The sequence below is a fragment of the Streptomyces toyocaensis genome, assembly GCF_000725125.1.
Taxonomy (GTDB): Bacteria; Actinomycetota; Actinomycetes; order Streptomycetales; family Streptomycetaceae; genus Streptomyces; species Streptomyces toyocaensis.
Map to the genome: position 1 here is coordinate 22,622 of NZ_JFCB01000048.1, position 16,960 is coordinate 39,581.

Here is a 16,960-nt window from a genome sequence, read left to right on the forward strand (position 1 = left end):
TCACGGCTGAGCGACTGCTTTGCTTCACAGCTCAACGACGCATAGCAAAAACCCCCTGACCGCACTAGCGACAGCCCCCTCGCGGGGTGACGTGGCCGTTCGACTGGAGATGCACGTGGCCGGGCGCATCGAGGACTACGCACTCATCGGAGACATGCAGACAGCGGCGCTGGTCTGCCGGGACGGCACGGTGGACTGGCTGTGTCTGCCCCGCTTCGACTCGCACGCCGTCTTCGCCGGCCTGCTGGGCACCGAGGAACACGGCTTCTGGCGGCTGGGTCCCGCGCACGCCGCCGACGCCGAACCGCCCAGCGCCACCCGGCGCGGCTACCGCGGTGACTCCCTGGTCCTGGAATCGGAGTGGGACACGCAGCGCGGCACGGTCCGGGTGACGGATTTCATGCCCCCGCGCGACGGCGCCCCGCAGCTGATCCGCATCGTGGAGGGCGTCTCGGGCCGCGTGCCCATGCGCTCGGTGCTCCGGATGCGTTTCTCCTACGGCAGGGTGGTCCCGTGGGTGCACCGGCACGAGGGGCGCACGGTCGCCGTCGCCGGACCGGACTCCGTGTGGTTCGACACGTCCGCGGAGACCTACGGCGAGTCGCTGACCACGTACTCGGACTTCACGGTCGGGCCGGGCGAACGGATCGCGTTCACGATCTCGTGGGAGCCGTCGCACAAGCAGCCCCCGCCGCTGCCGGAGCCCGAGCAGTCGCTGCAGGCGACGGAGGACTTCTGGCGCGAGTGGGTCGAGCACTGTACGTACCACGGCCCCTACCGCGAGGCCGTGATCCGCTCCCTGATCACGCTGAAGGCGCTCACCTACGCCCCGACCGGCGGCATCGTCGCCGCGCCCACCACCTCCCTGCCCGAGGACATCGGCGGCGTCCGCAACTGGGACTACCGCTACACCTGGCTGCGGGACGCGGCGATCACCCTGTCGTCGCTGCTGCGCACCGGCTACCGCGAGGAGGCCCGCGCCTGGCGCGAGTGGCTGCTGCGCGCGGTCGCGGGCGACCCGGAGAACCTGCAGATCATGTACGGCATCGCAGGTGAGCGGGAGCTCGGCGAGGCGGAGCTGGACTGGCTGCCCGGCTACGAGAACTCCGCCCCGGTCCGGGTCGGCAACGGCGCCGCGCACCAGCTCCAGCTGGACGTGTACGGCGAGGTCACCGAGGCCCTGCACCTCGCCCACATGACGGGCCTGGCCCGCAACGACTACGCCTCGCTGCTCCAGCTGAAGCTGATCCGGTACCTGGAGAAGCACTGGCAGGAACCGGACGAGGGCATCTGGGAGGTACGCGGCCCGCGCCGCCACTTCGTGCACTCCAAGGTGATGGCCTGGGTCGCGGTCGACCGCACCATCAAGCTCATCGAGTCCGGCGACGCCGACGGCCCGCTGGAGGAGTGGAAGCAGCTGCGCGACGACATCCACCGGGACGTGTGCGAGAAGGGCTACGACAAGGAACGCAACACCTTCACCCAGTCCTACGGCTCCAGGGAGCTGGACGCCTCCTTGCTGCTGATCCCGCAGGTGGGCTTCCTGCCGCCGGACGACAAGCGCGTGATCGGCACCGTCGAGGCGATCCAGCGGGAGCTGTCCACCTCCGACGGCTTCATCCTGCGCTACCCGACCGAGGGCCGGCACGAGGGCGTCGACGGCCTGCCGGGCGACGAGGGCGCGTTCCTGGCCTGCTCGTTCTGGATGGCCGACGACCTGGCGATGATCGGCCGCGTGGACGAGGCGAGGAAGCTCTTCGAGAGGCTGCTCGCCCTGCGCAACGACCTCGGGCTGCTGGCCGAGGAGTGGGACCCGCGTCTGAAGCGCCAGGTCGGCAACTTCCCGCAGGCCTTCAGCCACGTCCCCCTCATCGACACGGCCCTCCGCCTGACGGCAAGCGGAGCATACGGAGGCTGACACACGGAGCCCGCCCCGGCAGTGGGCAGACGCCCCCGTAGCCGCGGGCAGTCAGCCCCCGGCCGCCGGGAGATGTGCCCGGGACGCACCCCCAGGTACCGTCCGCTGCATGAACACCCCCAGCGCACCCCCGCCCACGGGCATCACCGTGCAGCGCGCCCTGGAACTCCCGGGTCTGCGCAGCGGCCTCCCGGAGGTCCTCGCCGGCGCCGACCGGCTGGGGCGCACGGTGCGCTGGGTGCACGCGGGCGAGGTGCCCAACATCGCCTCGCTCCTCAAGGGCGGCGAACTGCTGCTGACCACCGGCTACGGTCTCGGCACCCGTCCGGCCGACCAGCGTGCGTTCGTGCGGACGCTGGCCGAGCGGGGCATCGCCGCGCTCGTGGTGGAACTGGGCCCCCGCTTCACCCGGCTGCCCGCCGCTCTCGTCGACTCGGCGAGGACGGCGGGCCTGCCCCTGGTCCAGCTGCACCGCGAGGTGCCGTTCGTCACGGTCACCGAGGAGATCCACACCGAGATCGTCAACGGGCACTACGCGCTGCTGCAACGCGCGGAGGAGGTGCACCGCCGCTGCACCGAGGCGTTGCTGGCCGGTGGCGGCGTCCCTCAGGTCCTGGAGATCCTCGCCGGGTTCACCGGCAACCCGGTGTTCCTGGAGACGACCGAAGGACAGCTGCTGTACGCGGCCGGCGAGGGCCCCGAGGGCGCGGACCCGCTCCAGGTGTGGGAGGGGCTGCGTGACCGGCACCGGGACGAACCGCCGGCCGGTTCGGCCCTGGTGGACGTCCCCGGCGGCGGACCCGGCAGCGGCGGCGTACGGGCGCGGCTGGTGCTGCTGCCGGTCCGCAGCACCCCGGAGCCGGTGCACCGGATGGCGGCGGAGCGGGCGGCGGGCATCCTCGCCGTGGTGCTGATGCAGGCCCGTCAGGAGGAGGAGCTGGCGGCGCGTGGCCGCGGGGACTTCCTCACCGATCTCGCCGAGGGCCGCGTCACCGCGCAGGACGCTCCGGCGCAGGCGCGCGTGCTGGGTTTCAAGCCCGGCACGGGACCGCTGCTGCCGGTGGTGATGCGGCTCGGGGACGCGCTCACGCAGCAGGGGGGCGGCTGGGCGGTGCTGGCCCGCGCGGTCGGTGAGGAGCTGGCCTCGCTCGGGGTGCCCGTGCTGCTCGGCGTGCGGCCGGTCGAGGGGCGGGTGCCGCTGCTGCTCGGGCTGCGTGCCGAGGCGGAGCGGCCGACGGCCGCGGACCGGGTGGCGGCCGCGCTGCGGGCCGGGGTGGAGCGCGCGGGAATGCTGCGGCCGGGGGGTGGGCCGCCCGTCGTGGTGGTCGGGCCGGCCGGCGACTGGGCGGCGGCCTCCACGGGGCTGCGGCACGCGGCGGAGACGGCGACCGCGGCGCAAGGACTGCCCGACCGCCCCTGGTACGACTCCCGTCGGCTGGACATCGACCTGCTGCTGTGGCGGCTGCGTGACCACCCGGATCTGGCGGCCTTCGTGGACCGCGCGATCGGCCCGGTCCTGGACCACGACCGCCGCTCCAGGCCTGACCTGCTGCCCACCCTGGAGACCTATCTGGCGCACGCCGGACGCAAGGCGGAGACGGCCCGCGAACTGCACCTGAACCGGCAGACGCTCTACAACCGGCTTGCCCGCATCGGTGAGTTGCTGGGCGCCGACCTCGACGATCCGCAGACGGTCCTGACGCTGAGCCTCGCCCTGCGCGCGCGGCGCCACGCGCCCTGACGTCAGATCAGCGGCGCCGGCCGCGTCAACTCGTCGTAGACGCTGAGCACCTGAGCCACCGTCTCGTCCTCGGTCGGCCAGGTGGCGGCCTGCCGCGCGCCCCGCTGCGCGAGCTGCTCCCGGCGTTCGGGGTCGTCCAGCAGCCGCACGACGGCGTCGGCGAGGGCCCGCGCGTTGCCGTACGGGACGAGTTCCGCGGCGTCACCGACCAGTTCGGGGATACCGCCCACGCGGGTAGCGACCAGCGGCACGCGCGCGTGGAGCGCCTCCTGGGCGAGCGGGGAGCGCGCCTCCCACCGGCTCGGCAGCAGCGCGATGTCGGCGGCGGCGAGCAGGTCGGCGACGTCCTCGCGCCGGCCGACGAGCCGCACCGGCAGTTCCTCGTCCTCGATCCTGCGCCGGAGTTCGCCGCGCAACGGCCCCTCCCCCGCCAGCACCACGAGCGGGAGGGGGTCCAGGCGCCGCCACGCGTGCGCGGCGTCCAGCAGGACGTCGTAGCCCCGGTGCCGTTCGAGGGAGCCCACGGCGATGAGCAACGGGCGTCCCGTGGCGCCCAGTTCGGCCCGCACCTTCGGCCGCAGCCGGTCGGGGTCGTCCGGCACGGGGGACGTGCGGGGGCCGGGGAGGGAGACGGCGGCCAGCCGCGCGTCCCGTGCTCCCGTGCGGCGCGCCCGGTCGACCAGGACGGAGGTCGTCCCGAGCACCACGGTGGCCGCCCTGGCGGCCCGGCGCTCCAGCACGCGCAGGAAGTGGGCGCGCGGCCCCTCGGCGTACGCCCGGTCGTGCCAGGTGACGACGAGCGGGGTACGCCGTCCGCTGAGGGCGAGCGCGGTACGGAACGAGGCGTGCAGGCCGTGCGCGTGCACCAGGTCGGCGCCCGTACAGGCGGCCCGCAGTGCGGCCACCGCCCCCGGGTCGCTGCTGCGCGGCACGTGCACGTGCTCGGCGCCGGCACCGGTGAAGTCGTAGGTGCGGTCGGCCTCCACGGGGGCGCACACCGTGACCCGCACGCCCCTGGCGACGAGCCCCGCGGCCAGCGAGCGCACATGGGCGCCGCCGGCGGTGTTGCCACCGCCCAGCACCTGCACGGTGCGCATCGATGAGTGGCTGCTCACGGGGGTCACGTGGCCGGGCTCCTGGTTCGGGTCGGACGGTCACGAAGAACGTACAGAAGGATCGTGCGGAGGGGTGTGCCGCGCGGTTCCTGCGCGTACTCCGTCAAGCATGCCAGGGCGCACACCCGTTCCGGGAACCACCGGAGCGGCAGCCCGAGTCCGCCCGTGGCACCGGATCACCCGTACGAGTGACGGAACGCCAGCCTCCGAGGCCCGGGCCGCGCGGTCCCGGCCCGGGCGAGCGCGGCGGCTCACACGTCCGCACGGGCCGTGGCCAGCAGCTCCTCCGCGTGCGCGCGGGCGGTCTCGGAGTCCTCCTGGCCGGCGAGCATGCGGGACAGCTCGCGGATACGGTCCTCGCCTTCGAGCACCTTCACGCCGGACCGGGTCACGGAGCCGTCGTTGGTCTTCTCCACCAGCAGCTGCCGGTCGGCGAACGCGGCCACCTGCGGCAGGTGCGTGACGACCACGACCTGCGCCGTCTTCGCCAGGCGCGCGAGCCGCCGTCCGATCTCCACCGCTGCCTTGCCGCCGACACCGGCGTCGACCTCGTCGAAGAGGTACGTCGGCACCGGATCGGTCCCGGCGAACACGACCTCCACGGCCAGCATCACGCGCGACAGCTCACCGCCGGACGCCCCCTTGGCGACGGGCCGGGGCGGCGCTCCGGGGTGGGGGGCCAGCAGCAGCTCGACCTCGTCCACGCCCGACGGCCCGTAGGCGACCGTCCGTCCGCCGACCTCGACCCCCTCCGGGTCCTCGGTCTGCCGGATGTCGAACGACACGCGGGCGTGCGGCATCGCGAGCGAGGCCAGCTCCGCCGTCACGGCCGCCGCGAACCGCTCCGCAGCCTCGGTCCGGGCGTCCGACAGTTCCCGGGCCAGCACGCCCAGTTCGGCACGGAGCGCGTCCCGTTCGGCCGTGAGCTCATCGATCCGCTCGTCGTCACCGTCCAGTTCGGTCAGCCGCGCGGCACTCCGCTCGGCCCACGCCAGTACGGCGGAGACGTCCTCACCGTACTTCCGGGTCAGCGCGGTGAGCGCGGCCCGCCGCTCCTCGACCGCCGCCAGCCGCAGCGGATCGGCGTCCAGGTCGTCGGCGTACCCCGCCAGCTCCCCCGCGACGTCGCGCAGCAGGATACCGATCTCCCCGATCCGGTCGGTCAGCCCGGCCAGCACCGGATCGTGCGCCCGTACGGCCTCCAGAGCCCGCTGGGCGCCCGCGACGAGCGTCCCGGCGTCGACGCTCTCGGGGTCCTCCGGGTTGCCCGCGAGCGCGGCGTGCGCGACCGCCGCGGCGGACGCCAGCGCCTCGGCGTGCCCGAGCCGCTCGGCCTCCTCCGCCAGCTCCACGTCCTCGCCCGCACGGGGCTCCACGGCGGCGATCTCCTCGAGGCCGAAGCGCAGCAGGTCGGCCTCCTGCGCCCGCTCACGGGCGCGCGTGGTGATCTGCTCCAGCTCCGTGGTGACGGCCCGCAGCCGCTTGTACGCCTCGCCGTACTTGCCCAGCGGCACGGCGACCGCGTACCCGGCGTACCGGTCGAGCGCCTGCCGCTGCCGGGACAGCTTCAGCAGCCCCTGCTGGTCGGTCTGTCCGTGCACGGCCACGAGGTCGTCGGCGAGCTCCGCGAGCAGCCCCACCGGCACGCTCCGCCCGCCCAGGTGCGCCCGCGAGCGCCCCTCGGCGGAGACGGTACGGCTGACCAGCAGCGTCCCGTCGTCGAGCTCGGCCCCCGCCTCCTCGGCGCGTACGACGGCCGCGGCGCCCTCGGGCACGGCGATCCGTCCCTCGACGACCGCGTTCCGCGCGCCGATCCGCACCAGCGCCGCATCCGCGCGTCCGCCCAGCAGCAGGCCCAGGCTGGTGACCACCATGGTCTTGCCCGCACCCGTCTCACCGGTGACGGCGGTGAAGCCGGGCGACAGCTCGACGACGGCATCGTCGATGACCCCGAGCGACCGTATCCGCATCTCCTCAAGCACGCCCCCGACCTTACGAGGTCGAAGCCGGGGAGTGCGACCGGCCCGCCCTTGTCACCCCCGCGGGTGGAAGCGCCCCCACGGCCCGCTAGTGGGGAGCCCCCCGCCACCCGGAAACCGGCAGGGCGAACTTCGCGACCAGCCGGTCGGTGAAAGAGGCGTGGTGCAACCGTGCCAGCCGCACCGGCACGGCCCCCCGCCGCACCTCCACCCGGGCACCGGCCGGCAGCTCGACCGTCCGCCGCCCGTCGCACCACAGCACCCCCGGCGGGATGTGCGGCAGCACCTCCACCGCCAGCACCGAGTCCGGCGAGGTCACCAGCGGTTTGGCGAACAGCGCGTGCGCGCTGATCGGCACCATCAGCAGCGCCTCGACCTCGGGCCACACCACGGGACCGCCCGCGGAGAAGGCGTACGCGGTGGACCCGGTCGGGGTCGCGCACACGATGCCGTCGCAGCCGAAGCCGGTGACCGGCCGCCCGTCGATCTCCAGCACGACCTCCAGCATCCGCTCCGCGGACACCTTCTGCACGGCCGCCTCGTTCAGCGCCCAGTCCGTGTGCACGATGTCGCCGTTGCGGTGCACCACGACGTCGACGGTCATCCGTTCCTCGACCTCGTACGCCCGGCTCACGACCCGGTCGACGACCTTGTCCAGGTCGTCGCGCTCGGCCTCGGCGAGGAAGCCGACCCGCCCGAGGTTGACGCCGAGCATGGGCACGCCGGAGGCGCGGGCGAACTCGGCGCCGCGCAGCAGCGTGCCGTCACCGCCCAGCACGATCAGCAGCTCGCAGTCGTCCAGGCACTGCGGGGTGGCCTCCTTGACGGTCTGCACGTCGTCCGGGAGCGGCAGGTCACGGGCCTCGTCCTCCAGGACCCGCACCCCGAGACCTGACCGCAGCAGCCCCTTGACCACGAGTTCGGCGCTGCGGATGGCCGCGGGCCGCCCGGTGTGGGCCAGCAGGAAAACAGTACGAGCTCGGTTCTGTGTCAACGCGGCCCCTCCGCCACAGCACGGTCAACATCGGCCGGGTCCAGTTCCGGAGCCCCGGCCCGCAGCCACAGGAAGTACTCGACGTTCCCCGAGGGTCCGGGCAGCGGACTCGCCGTCACGCCCTGCGCCCCGAGACCCAGCTCCCAGGCCTTCGCGGCCACCCCGCGCACGGCCTCGGCGCGCAGCTGCGGGCTGCGGACGACCCCGCCGCTGCCCAGCCGCTCCTTGCCCACCTCGAACTGCGGCTTCACCATCATCACCAGGTCGGCGTCCGGCGTCACGCACCTCTTGAGGGCGGGCAGCACCAGGGCGAGCGGGATGAAGGACAGATCCCCCACGACAAGATCCACAGGCTTCCCATCGATGACCTCGAGCGTCAACTCCCGCACATTCGTACGGTCCTTGACGGTGACGCGTTCATCGTTCCGCAGGGTCCAGGCGAGTTGTCCGTATCCGACGTCCACGGCGACCACGTGCGCGGCCCCGGCCCGCAGCAGGACGTCGGTGAAGCCACCGGTGGAGGCGCCGGCGTCGAGCGCCCGCCGCCCCTCGACGACGAGCCCCAGCGGTACGAAGGCGTCGAGGGCACCGGCCAGCTTGTGGCCGCCCCGCGAGACGTAGTCCGGGTCGGCGGCGTCCTCGGCGACGAGGATCGCGGCGGCCGTCTCCACCTGCGTGGCGGGTTTGGTCGCGACCGTCTTGCCGACACTGACCCGCCCCGCGGCGATCAGCTGGCCGGCGTGCTCGCGCGAGCGCGCGAGCTTGCGGCGGACCAGCTCCGCGTCGAGACGGCGGCGTGCGACTCCTGCCACGTTCGGTTCAGCTCCTGTGTTCGTGAGGCGGTTCGGGCACGAGGCCCGAAGGGCCCCGTGGCGGGGTGGTGCCCGGGTGACGAGTGGGTACCGGCGGTCCCGGGCGGGTGTCGAGCGCGGTGAGCGCGTCGCGCAGCCCCCGGTGCACATCCTCGTACACCTCGACGTGGCCGTCGGTGACGAGGTGGTCGGCGTCGGCCAGGCGCTCCACATGGGCGTCCACCTCGGGGTGCCCGGTGGGGGTGCGCGGCACGTCCAGCGGGGCGGGCGGGGCGGGCCCGTCCTCGGGTGGCGGCTGCGGGCCTGCCTCCTGGGGCCGCGGCTGCCCGGGCGCCGCCGGTGGCACTGCGTCGTTCATGCCCCGACGCTACCGCGAACGGCTGCGGTACCGTCGTCGCGATGGCCACGATCGAGGAGTGCCGTGCGGCACTCGACAAGCTTTCGGACAGCATGCAGGGCGCCGAGGGGAGCGTCCGCGCGGCCGCGGCGATGGACCGCTCCGTCAGTTGCCACATCACCGACCTGGACGTGACCTTCGCCGGCCGGCTCGAGGGCGGCCGGATCCATGTGCGTGACACGTTCTCCGGACCGCCGCGCGAGAGGGCGCAGATACGGCTCGCCATGACGGGGGACGACCTGGTGGCCCTGGTCGCCGGCGAGCTGCACTTCGCCAGGGCCTGGGGGTCGGGCCGGGTGCGGCTCGAGGCGGGTCTGCGTGACCTCTTCCACCTCAGGAAGCTTCTGTAGCGACCGCCTTCCCGGTCGTGCCCTTCCTGCGCGCGGTGCGGGCGGCGGGCACCACCAGCGGGGTCCCGGTCTCGGGGTCGTCGATGACCTGGCAGCGCAGCCCGAAGACCTCCTCCACCAGCTCGGCGGTGACGACGTCCTTCGGCGCGCCCTGGGCGACGACCCTGCCCGCACGCAGGGCGATGAGGTGGGTGGCGTACCGGGCGGCGTGGTTGAGGTCGTGCAGGACGGCGACGAGGGTGCGCCCGTGCTCCTCGTGCAGGTCGGCGCACAGGTCGAGGACGTCGATCTGGTGCTGGATGTCCAGGTAGGTGGTCGGCTCGTCGAGCAGCAGCAGGGGAGTCTGCTGGGCCAGCGCCATCGCGATCCACACGCGCTGGCGCTGACCGCCGGAGAGCTCGTCGACGTGTCGTTCGGCCAGCTCGGCGACGCCGGTGCGGGCCATCGACTCCCGGACGACGCGCTCGTCCTCGGCGGACCACTGGCGCAGCAGCCCCTGGTGCGGGTAACGGCCGCGGCCCACCAGGTCGCCGACCGTGATGCCGTCGGGCGCGACGGACGACTGCGGCAGCAGTCCCAGGGTGCGGGCGACCTTCTTGGCGGGCAGCGACTGGATGACCTGCCCGTCGAGCAGGACCCGTCCCTCGTCCGGCTTGAGCATGCGGGACAGGGCCCGCAGCAGGGTCGACTTGCCGCAGGCGTTGGGGCCGACGATCACGGTGAAGGAGTTGTCCGGTATCTCCACCGACAGCTGTTCGGCGATGACCCGCTGGTCGTAGGCCAGGGTGACGTTCTCGGCGGACAGTCGGCTCACGGTGCTCCTTCGGTGGTTCGGCCCGCTGCCGCGGGTGGTGCCGTCGCTCATATCCGGCCCGCTCTGCGCTCGGTGACCAGCAGCCACAGCAGATAGACGCCGCCGACCACGCCGGTGACGACACCCACGGGCAACTGGTCGGCGCCGAACGCACGCTGCGAGATCCAGTCGGCGGTGACCAGGAGGGCGGCCCCCATGCACAGCGCCGCCACCAGGTTCGGCCCGGGCGAACGGGTCAGGCGCCGGGCGAGCTGCGGCGCGGTGAGCGCGACGAAGCCGACCGGTCCGGCCGCGGCGGTCGCGGACGCGGTGAGCAGGACCGCCGACAGCATCAGCAGCAGCCGGACGCGCTCCACGCGCACGCCGAGGGCGTACGAGACGTCGTCGCCCATCTCCATCATCCTGAGCCCGCGGGAGTTGGCGAGGACCAGCGGCACCAGGACGGCGCACAGGGCGAGCAGCGGCCAGACCTGGTCCCAGTCACGGCCGGCCAGCGATCCGGTCATCCAGACGACCGCGCGGGCGGCGTCGACGATGTCCGACTTGGTGAGCAGATAGCCGTTGACCGCCGTGACGATCGCTGAGACACCGATGCCGACCAGGACCAGACGGTAGCCGTGCACGCCCCGCTTCCAGGCGAGCACGTAGATCGCGAACCCGGTCACCAGTCCGCCGACGAGCGCGCCGAGGGCGACCTGGTTGGCGCTGCCGGAGAACAGCACGATCACCGTGAGGGCACCGGCCGTCGCCCCCTGGCCGAGGCCGAGGACGTCGGGACTTCCCAGCGGATTGCGGGAGATGGACTGGAACAGCGCACCCCCGAGCCCGAGCGAGGCGCCGACCAGCAGCCCGGCCAGGACCCGCGGCAGCCGCAGTTCGGTGACGATGAACTCCTGTCCCGCGTCGCCCTCGCCGACGAGCGTCCTGAGCACGTCGGCGGCGGGGATCGGGAAGTCGCCGGTGCCGATCAGCGCGACGCTCGCGGCGAGCGCCACGACCAGCAGCAGGACGACGACGGTGAAGGCGCGCACGTCCAGCCGGACCGAGAGGCCGCCGGGGGTCCGCACCGCGCGGTTGGTCTTCACAACTGGGCCGTCCTCCGCCGTCGTACGAGAAAGATGAAGACCGGGCCGCCGAGGATCGCGGTGACGATGCCGACCTGGAGTTCGGCGGGCCGGGCCACGATCCGGCCGAGCACGTCGGCGCCGAGCAGCAGCACGGGCGACAGGATCGCCGCGTACGGCAGGATCCAGCGCTGGTCGGGCCCCGTGAAGGAACGCACGACGTGCGGCACCATCAGACCGACGAACATGATCGGCCCGCAGGCGGCGGTCGCCGCCCCGCTCAGCACGGTCGCGGCCAGCATGGACAGCGCCCGGGTGCGGTTGAGGTGGGCGCCGAGGGCCTTGGCGGTGTCGTCGCCCATGGCCATGGCGTTCAGCGGCCGGGCGAGCGCCAGCGCCAGCAGCGAACCGGCCAGCAGGAAGGGCACCACCTGAGTGATGGTCGAGTCGCTCCCGGAGGCCAGCGAACCCACCGTCCAGAAACGCATCCTGCCGAGCGCGGCGTCGTCGAGGATCATGATCGCCTGGAGATAGCCGTACAGCGCCGCGCTGACTGCCGTACCGGCGAGAGCCAGCCGCACCGGGGTCGCGCCCCGGCTGCCGCCGAGGAACCACACCAGCGCGCCGACCGCCGCCGCGCCGAAGAACGCGAACCACACGTACCCGGACAGCGAGGTGACGCCGAAGAAGGTGATGGCGGTGACCACGGCCGCGGAGGCGCCCGCGTTGATGCCGAGCAGTCCGGGATCGGCCAGGGGGTTGCGGGTCAGTGCCTGGAGGACCGCGCCCGCGAGGCCGAGCGCGGCGCCGGCGAGCAGTCCCAGGACGGTTCGTGACAACCTGTCCGCCACGACGACGTCACCGTAGGTGCCCGACGCGTGGAACAGGCCGTGCCACACCTGCCCCAGGGACAGCTCCTTCGCCCCGACCGCGATGCTGGCCAGCGTGACCAGCACCAGGATCACGACGGAGACGAGCAGCCCGAGGACGCGTATCGCCCGGCGATTCGGGGGCGCGGGGGCACATTCCGCGCGCTGTTCGGGGGGACTCTCGACCAACACGCAGTTAGGTTAGCCTACCCTGCCAACCGATCACGATCCGCGGACCCGGCCTCCCGCCGGCATCGAACGGTCTCACAATCCCAGCCGAGCCAGCGCCTTCCCGCCGTCCAGCTCGCACACGCCCTCACCGGCCGCCGTCCACGCCGCCGCGCACAGCGCCCGCAGCCCGTCGAGCGCGTCACCGTCCCCGTCGAGCTCCAGCCGCGCGGCCCCGGCCGTCGCCGTCCAGCCACCGCACCGGTGTCCGCCGCCCGCCGCGGAGACCTCCGGCTGCCCGGTGAGCATCCCGCGCAGGTCGGCGTCCACGTACGTCGGCCGGTGCCGCGGCGGCGCGGCGAGGAGGTGCGCGCCGTCCGTCACACCGGTCAGCACCAGCAGCGAGTCCACCTCGCCGTTGAACGCGCCCTCGATGTCCGTGTCCAGCCGGTCGCCCACCACCAGCGGCCGCTCCGCGCCCGTCCGCAGGACCGTCTCCCGGTGCATCGGCGGCAGCGGCTTGCCCGCCACCTGCGGCTCGGCACCGGTCGCGATCCGTACGACCTCCACCGCGGCGCCGTTGCCCGGGGCGATGCCCCGGCCGCTGGGAATCGTCAGGTCGGTGTTGGACGCGAACCACGGCACCCCGCGCGCGACGGCGTACGACGCCTCCGCGAACCGTCCCCACGGCAGCTCCGGCCCGCCGTAGCCCTGCACGACCGCCACCGGATCGTCGTCCGCCGACTCCACCGGCACCAGACCGCGTTCACGCAGCGCCACCCGCAGCCCCTCGCCACCGACCACCAGCACCCGGGAGCCCTGCGGCACCTGGTCGCTGATCAGCCGCGCAACCGCCTGCGCGGAGGTGATGACGTCACCCGGCTCCGCCGGTATCCCCAGCTCGGTCAGGTGCGCCGCCACGACGTCCGGGGTGCGCAGCGCGTTGTTGGTCACGTAGGCGAGGTGCATACCGCCCTCCCGCGCCGTGGCGAGCGATTCGACCGCGTGGACGATGGCGTTGCCGCCCGCGTACACCACGCCGTCCAGGTCGAGCAGCGCCGTGTCGTACGCCTCGCTCAGGGCCTGCCCACTGCCCTCGGGCCTCGTCCTGACGCTCCGGCTCATTCCGCATCGCTCCTCGTTCGACGGCTTTCCCCCGATCATCCCCCATGCCACCGGCACCCGTACGATGCCGGGATGAACACTGCAGGTCACTCGGAAGCAAAGGCGCCCCGGGGCCTGGAACTCACCCCGTTCCGAGGCCTTCGTTACGACCCCGACCGGGTCGGCAGCCTGGCCGCCGTGACATCCCCGCCGTACGACGTCGTCGTCCGCCCCGACGGCCTGCACCACCTCCAGTCCGCCGACCCGTACAACATCGTCCGGCTGATCCTGCCCGAGGCGGCGACGCCCGCGGCCCGCAACGCCCAGGCCGCCGAGACCCTCCGTCGCTGGCGCGCCGAGGGCGTCCTCGCCGCCGACCCCGAACCGGGCCTGTACGTCTACGAGCAGCGCGACGGCGACGGCCTGGTGCAGCGCGGCGTCATCGGCGTCCTGCGCGTCTCCGACCCCGACGAGCAACTGGTGCTGCCGCACGAGGACGTCATGCCGCACATCGTCGCCGACCGCGCGGACCTCATGCGGGCCACCTCCGCCAACCTCGAACCCCTGTTGCTCACCTACCGCGGCGACGACACCGCGACCGCCACGGCCGGCCTGATCGCCCGCACGGCCGAGCAGCCGCCCCTGCTGGCGACCACCACGGAGGACGGTTTCCACCACCGGCTCTGGTCCGTCACCGACCCCGCCGAACTGATTGCGGTACGCCAGGAACTCGCCGGCCACCAGGCGCTCATCGCCGACGGCCACCACCGCTGGGCGACCTACCGCCGCCTCCGCGCGGAGCATCCTTCCCCCGGCCCCTGGGACCACGGTCTGGTGCTCCTCGTCGACACCACCCGCTATCCCCTGCGTGTCCGCGCCATCCACCGGCTGCTGCACAAGGTGCCGGTCGCGGACGCGGTGGCCGCGCTCCACGGCCTCTTCCGCGTCCGCCGCGTCGACGCGCCGCTGCCCGCGGCGATGGAGGTCCTGGCCGAGGCGGCCTCGGCGGGCAACGCCTTCCTCCTCGCCGGGGACGGCGTCTTCCATCTCGTCGACCGTCCGGATCCCGAGCTGCTGGCCCGCACGGTTCCGGCCGACCGCCCGGTGGCCTGGCGCACCCTTGACGCGACCGTCCTGCACGCCACTCTCCTCGACCACGTCTGGCGCGTCCCGGACTCCCCCGAGCACATCGCGTACATCCACGACGCGGCCGCCACGGTCGAGAAGGCGGAACACGACGGCGGCACGGGTGTGCTGATGCACCCGGTGCACGAGGACGTCGTCCGCGACCTCGCGCGCCAGGGTGTCACGATGCCGCGCAAGTCGACGTCGTTCGGCCCGAAGCCCGCTTCGGGTCTGGTACTGCGGGCGCTCGACCTGTGACGAAGGGGCGGGTCTCCGGAGAGACCCGCCCCTCGGTGCCGGTTCCGCGACCCGGACGTCAGTCCTTGTCGTCCTCGTCCGCGGCGTCGTCGGCCTCGTCCTTCACGAGGGCGTCGACGAACTCCACACCGTCCAGCTCGGCCAGCCGGTCGGAGGCGTCGGTGCTGCCGTCCCGGTCGGCCTCCACGGCCTTGGCGAACCACTCGCGTGCCTCACCGCTCCGATCGGCCGCGAGCAGCGCGTCCGCGTACGCGTAGCGCAGCCGCGCGGTCCAGGGCTGGACGGAGTGGGACGCCAGCTCCGAGCTCTGCAGCGTCACGATCGCCGCGTCCAGCTGCCCCATGTCACGCCGGGCGCCGGCCGCGACGAGCCTCATCTCGACCTGTCCGGCCTTGTCCAGCTTCTGCACCTCGGGCGCCCCGGCCATGTCCAGTGCCTTCTCCGGCCGCCCGAGCCCACGCTCGCAGTCGGCCATGAGGGGCCACAGCTCCACGGAGCCGGTCATCCGCCGCGCGGCCCGGAACTCGGCGAGCGCCTCGGAGTACTTCTGGTTGGCGTACGCGGCGAACCCGGCGGCCTCCCGGACGGCGGCGACACGCGACGCCAGGCGCAGGGCCACCCTGGAGTAGCCGTACGCGCCCTCGGGGTCCTCGTCGATGAGACGGGCGACCATCACCAGGTTCTTGGCGACGTCCTCCGCGAGCGTCTTGGGCAGGCTCTGCAGCTCCTGCCGTACGTCCTTGTCGATCTCCTCGCCCGTGACGTCCTCGGGGATCGGGAGCCGCTTGATGGGCTCGCGGTCGCGATCCCGCTCGTCACGGAAGCGTCCGCCGCCCTGCCGGTCGTCCCGCCCGCGGAACCCGCCGGGCCGTCCGCCCCGGTCGTCACGGCGGGGGCCGCGGCCACGGTCGTCGCGGCTGCGGTCGTCACGGCCGCGGAAACCGCCGCGCTCGCCGCCTCGGCTGTCGTCGCGACGGAAGCCGCCCCGGTCACCGCGGTCGTCGCGACGGAAGCCGCCCCGGTCACCGCGGTCGTCGCGACGGAAGCCGCCCCGGTCACCGCGATCCCCGCGGTCGTCGCGGCGGAACCCACCGCGCTCGCCACGACTGTCGGTGCGCTCGCCCGTACGGCGGTCGTCACGCCGGAAGCCACCACGGTCCCGGTCACGGTCCCCGCCTCGGCTGTCGTCCCGACGGAAGCCACCGCGGTCACCGCCACGGTCGTCACGGCGGTCGTCACGGCGATCATCACGCCGGTCATCGCGGCGGTAACCGCCACGGTCGTCACGGCGGTCGTCACGCCGGAAGCCACCACGGTCATCACGGCGATCATCGCGGCGGTAACCGCCACGGTCGTCACGGCGGTCGTCCTGACGGAAGCCGCCACGGTCGTCACGGCGGTCGTCACGGCGATCGTCACGTCGGAAGCCACCGCGGTCACCGCCACGGTCGTCACGGCGATCGTCACGCGGACCGTAGCCCCGGTCGTCCCGACGGAAGCCACCACGGTCGTCACGCCCACGGAAACCGCCACGGTCACGGTCGCCGCCACGACTGTCGTCCCTGCGGAAACCACCGCGGTCACCACGGTCGTCGGTACGGTCCCGGAAGCCACCCCGGTCGCGATCACCGTCTCGGCGGTCGTCCCGACCGCGGTACCCACCGCGCTCGCCCCCACGGTTGTCGTCGCGTCCTCGGTAGCCCCCACGGTCCGGCCGACCGCCGGCGCGGTCGTCCCGACGGAATCCGCGGTCGCGGTCGCCACCCCGATCACGATCCCGGTCGCGGTCGTCACGACGGAAGGGAGGACGGTCTCCGTCCCTGCGGAATCCGCGATCACGGTCAGTGTCACGACGCGGGCCTCCGCGCTGACCACCACGGTCAGGGCGGTCCGAGCGGTCACCACTGTCCCGTCGCCGCTGGTCGCGCTCCGGTCGGTCGTCGGGAGAGTTGGTGGACATCGGTGACTCCTGTCTTCGGTACCGCAAGCATAAATAAAAAAGGACCCCTGGTCCCAGCTGAACGCTGGTGACCAGGGGTCCTTCCAAAGATTGTTCGGCGGCGTCCTACTCTCCCACAGGGTCCCCCCTGCAGTACCATCGGCGCTGTAAGGCTTAGCTTCCGGGTTCGGAATGTAACCGGGCGTTTCCCCTACGCTATGACCACCGAAACCCTAATGGTTTCGAGCGAACAAGCACACTTTTCTATTGTCTGTTCTGCTCAAAAGCCGACAACGGTCGTTGTCTCAGAACT

15 protein-coding genes and 1 rRNA gene are annotated in these 16,960 nt (G+C 73.2%); 4 read left to right on the plus strand and 12 right to left on the minus strand.

Annotated elements, in window-relative coordinates:
• Positions 1-115 precede the first annotated feature (115 nt).
• Positions 116-1,918 carry a glycoside hydrolase family 15 protein gene (locus BU52_RS30840; protein ID WP_037940782.1) on the plus strand — a complete coding sequence of 601 codons (1,803 nt, stop codon included), beginning with the start codon at positions 116-118 and terminating at the stop codon, positions 1,916-1,918.
• A 109-nt stretch (positions 1,919-2,027) separates the two neighbouring features.
• Entirely contained in the window at positions 2,028-3,659 is a 1,632-nt protein-coding gene (locus BU52_RS30845; RefSeq protein ID WP_037940761.1) for a PucR family transcriptional regulator, read from the plus strand.
• 2 nt (positions 3,660-3,661) lie between these two features.
• Here the strand turns inward: BU52_RS30845 and BU52_RS30850 are convergent, their stop codons facing one another.
• From BU52_RS30850 to BU52_RS30870, 5 genes are all read right to left on the minus strand, one after another.
• Positions 3,662-4,783, minus strand: coding sequence for a glycosyltransferase family 4 protein (locus BU52_RS30850; RefSeq protein ID WP_037940762.1), 1,122 nt, complete (start codon positions 4,781-4,783; stop codon positions 3,662-3,664).
• Between the two features lie 242 nt (positions 4,784-5,025).
• Positions 5,026-6,744 carry a DNA repair protein RecN gene (gene recN / locus BU52_RS30855; RefSeq protein WP_037940763.1) on the minus strand — a complete coding sequence of 573 codons (1,719 nt, stop codon included), beginning with the start codon at positions 6,742-6,744 and terminating at the stop codon, positions 5,026-5,028.
• Positions 6,745-6,841: 97 nt separating this feature from the next.
• Complete coding sequence (locus BU52_RS30860; protein WP_030825524.1) at positions 6,842-7,747, minus strand: NAD kinase; 906 nt, start codon at positions 7,745-7,747, stop codon at positions 6,842-6,844.
• Positions 7,744-8,559, minus strand: a complete 816-nt coding sequence (locus tag BU52_RS30865) for a TlyA family RNA methyltransferase (protein WP_037940765.1) — start codon at positions 8,557-8,559, stop codon at positions 7,744-7,746. The genes BU52_RS30860 and BU52_RS30865 overlap by 4 nt, the downstream gene beginning before the upstream one ends.
• Positions 8,560-8,566: 7 nt before the next feature.
• Positions 8,567-8,917, minus strand: coding sequence for a hypothetical protein (locus tag BU52_RS30870; protein WP_037940767.1), 351 nt, complete (start codon positions 8,915-8,917; stop codon positions 8,567-8,569).
• Between the two features lie 41 nt (positions 8,918-8,958).
• Between BU52_RS30870 and BU52_RS30875 the strand changes: the two genes are divergently transcribed.
• On the plus strand, positions 8,959-9,306 hold the full coding sequence (locus tag BU52_RS30875; RefSeq protein ID WP_037940769.1) for a sterol-binding protein: 348 nt from the start codon (positions 8,959-8,961) through the stop codon (positions 9,304-9,306).
• Here BU52_RS30875 and BU52_RS30880 read toward each other — a convergent pair.
• From BU52_RS30880 to BU52_RS30895, 4 genes are all read right to left on the minus strand, one after another.
• Positions 9,290-10,171, minus strand: coding sequence for an ABC transporter ATP-binding protein (locus BU52_RS30880; protein WP_051858730.1), 882 nt, complete (start codon positions 10,169-10,171; stop codon positions 9,290-9,292). The two genes, BU52_RS30875 and BU52_RS30880, sit on opposite strands and share 17 nt — an antisense overlap.
• On the minus strand, positions 10,168-11,205 hold the full coding sequence (locus BU52_RS30885; protein ID WP_037940773.1) for a FecCD family ABC transporter permease: 1,038 nt from the start codon (positions 11,203-11,205) through the stop codon (positions 10,168-10,170). Before BU52_RS30885 ends, BU52_RS30880 begins: the two co-directional genes overlap by 4 nt.
• A complete protein-coding gene (locus BU52_RS30890) occupies positions 11,202-12,245 on the minus strand; it encodes a FecCD family ABC transporter permease (RefSeq protein WP_037940775.1) in 1,044 nt (347 codons plus the stop codon). Before BU52_RS30890 ends, BU52_RS30885 begins: the two co-directional genes overlap by 4 nt.
• A 72-nt stretch (positions 12,246-12,317) precedes the next feature.
• Positions 12,318-13,346 (minus strand): HAD hydrolase-like protein, encoded by a 1,029-nt coding sequence (locus BU52_RS30895; protein WP_037940777.1) that lies wholly within the window; start codon positions 13,344-13,346, stop codon positions 12,318-12,320.
• A 72-nt stretch (positions 13,347-13,418) separates the two neighbouring features.
• On the opposite strand from BU52_RS30895, the gene BU52_RS30900 reads away from it, so the two are divergent.
• Positions 13,419-14,708, plus strand: a complete 1,290-nt coding sequence (locus tag BU52_RS30900) for a DUF1015 family protein (protein ID WP_037940779.1) — start codon at positions 13,419-13,421, stop codon at positions 14,706-14,708.
• A 58-nt stretch (positions 14,709-14,766) separates the two neighbouring features.
• Here BU52_RS30900 and BU52_RS36045 read toward each other — a convergent pair whose 3' ends face one another.
• The 3 genes from BU52_RS36045 to rrf all read right to left on the minus strand — a co-directional run bounded on the left by BU52_RS36045 (position 14,767) and on the right by rrf (position 16,877).
• Positions 14,767-15,498: a tetratricopeptide repeat protein gene (locus tag BU52_RS36045; protein ID WP_200881364.1), complete on the minus strand. Its 732-nt coding sequence runs from the start codon at positions 15,496-15,498 to the stop codon at positions 14,767-14,769.
• Positions 15,381-16,502, minus strand: a complete 1,122-nt coding sequence (locus tag BU52_RS36050) for a hypothetical protein (protein WP_235216465.1) — start codon at positions 16,500-16,502, stop codon at positions 15,381-15,383. Before BU52_RS36050 ends, BU52_RS36045 begins: the two co-directional genes overlap by 118 nt.
• Before the next feature lie 258 nt (positions 16,503-16,760).
• A 5S ribosomal RNA gene (gene rrf / locus BU52_RS30915) occupies positions 16,761-16,877 on the minus strand.
• Between the last annotated feature and the right edge of the window lie 83 nt (positions 16,878-16,960).

What these genes read in the sequence shown, in the direction of transcription:
- BU52_RS30845 (WP_037940761.1), top strand. Translation starts at nt 2,028, where the DNA reads ATGAACACCCCCAGCGCACCCCCGCCCACGGGCATCACCGTGCAGCGC.
- recN (WP_037940763.1), bottom strand. Translation starts at nt 6,744, where the DNA reads ATGCGGATACGGTCGCTCGGGGTCATCGACGATGCCGTCGTCGAGCTG.
- BU52_RS30870 (WP_037940767.1), bottom strand. Translation starts at nt 8,917, where the DNA reads ATGAACGACGCAGTGCCACCGGCGGCGCCCGGGCAGCCGCGGCCCCAG.
- BU52_RS30875 (WP_037940769.1), top strand. Translation starts at nt 8,959, where the DNA reads ATGGCCACGATCGAGGAGTGCCGTGCGGCACTCGACAAGCTTTCGGAC.
- BU52_RS30880 (WP_051858730.1), bottom strand. Translation starts at nt 10,171, where the DNA reads ATGAGCGACGGCACCACCCGCGGCAGCGGGCCGAACCACCGAAGGAGC.
- BU52_RS30895 (WP_037940777.1), bottom strand. Translation starts at nt 13,346, where the DNA reads ATGAGCCGGAGCGTCAGGACGAGGCCCGAGGGCAGTGGGCAGGCCCTG.
- BU52_RS30900 (WP_037940779.1), top strand. Translation starts at nt 13,419, where the DNA reads ATGAACACTGCAGGTCACTCGGAAGCAAAGGCGCCCCGGGGCCTGGAA.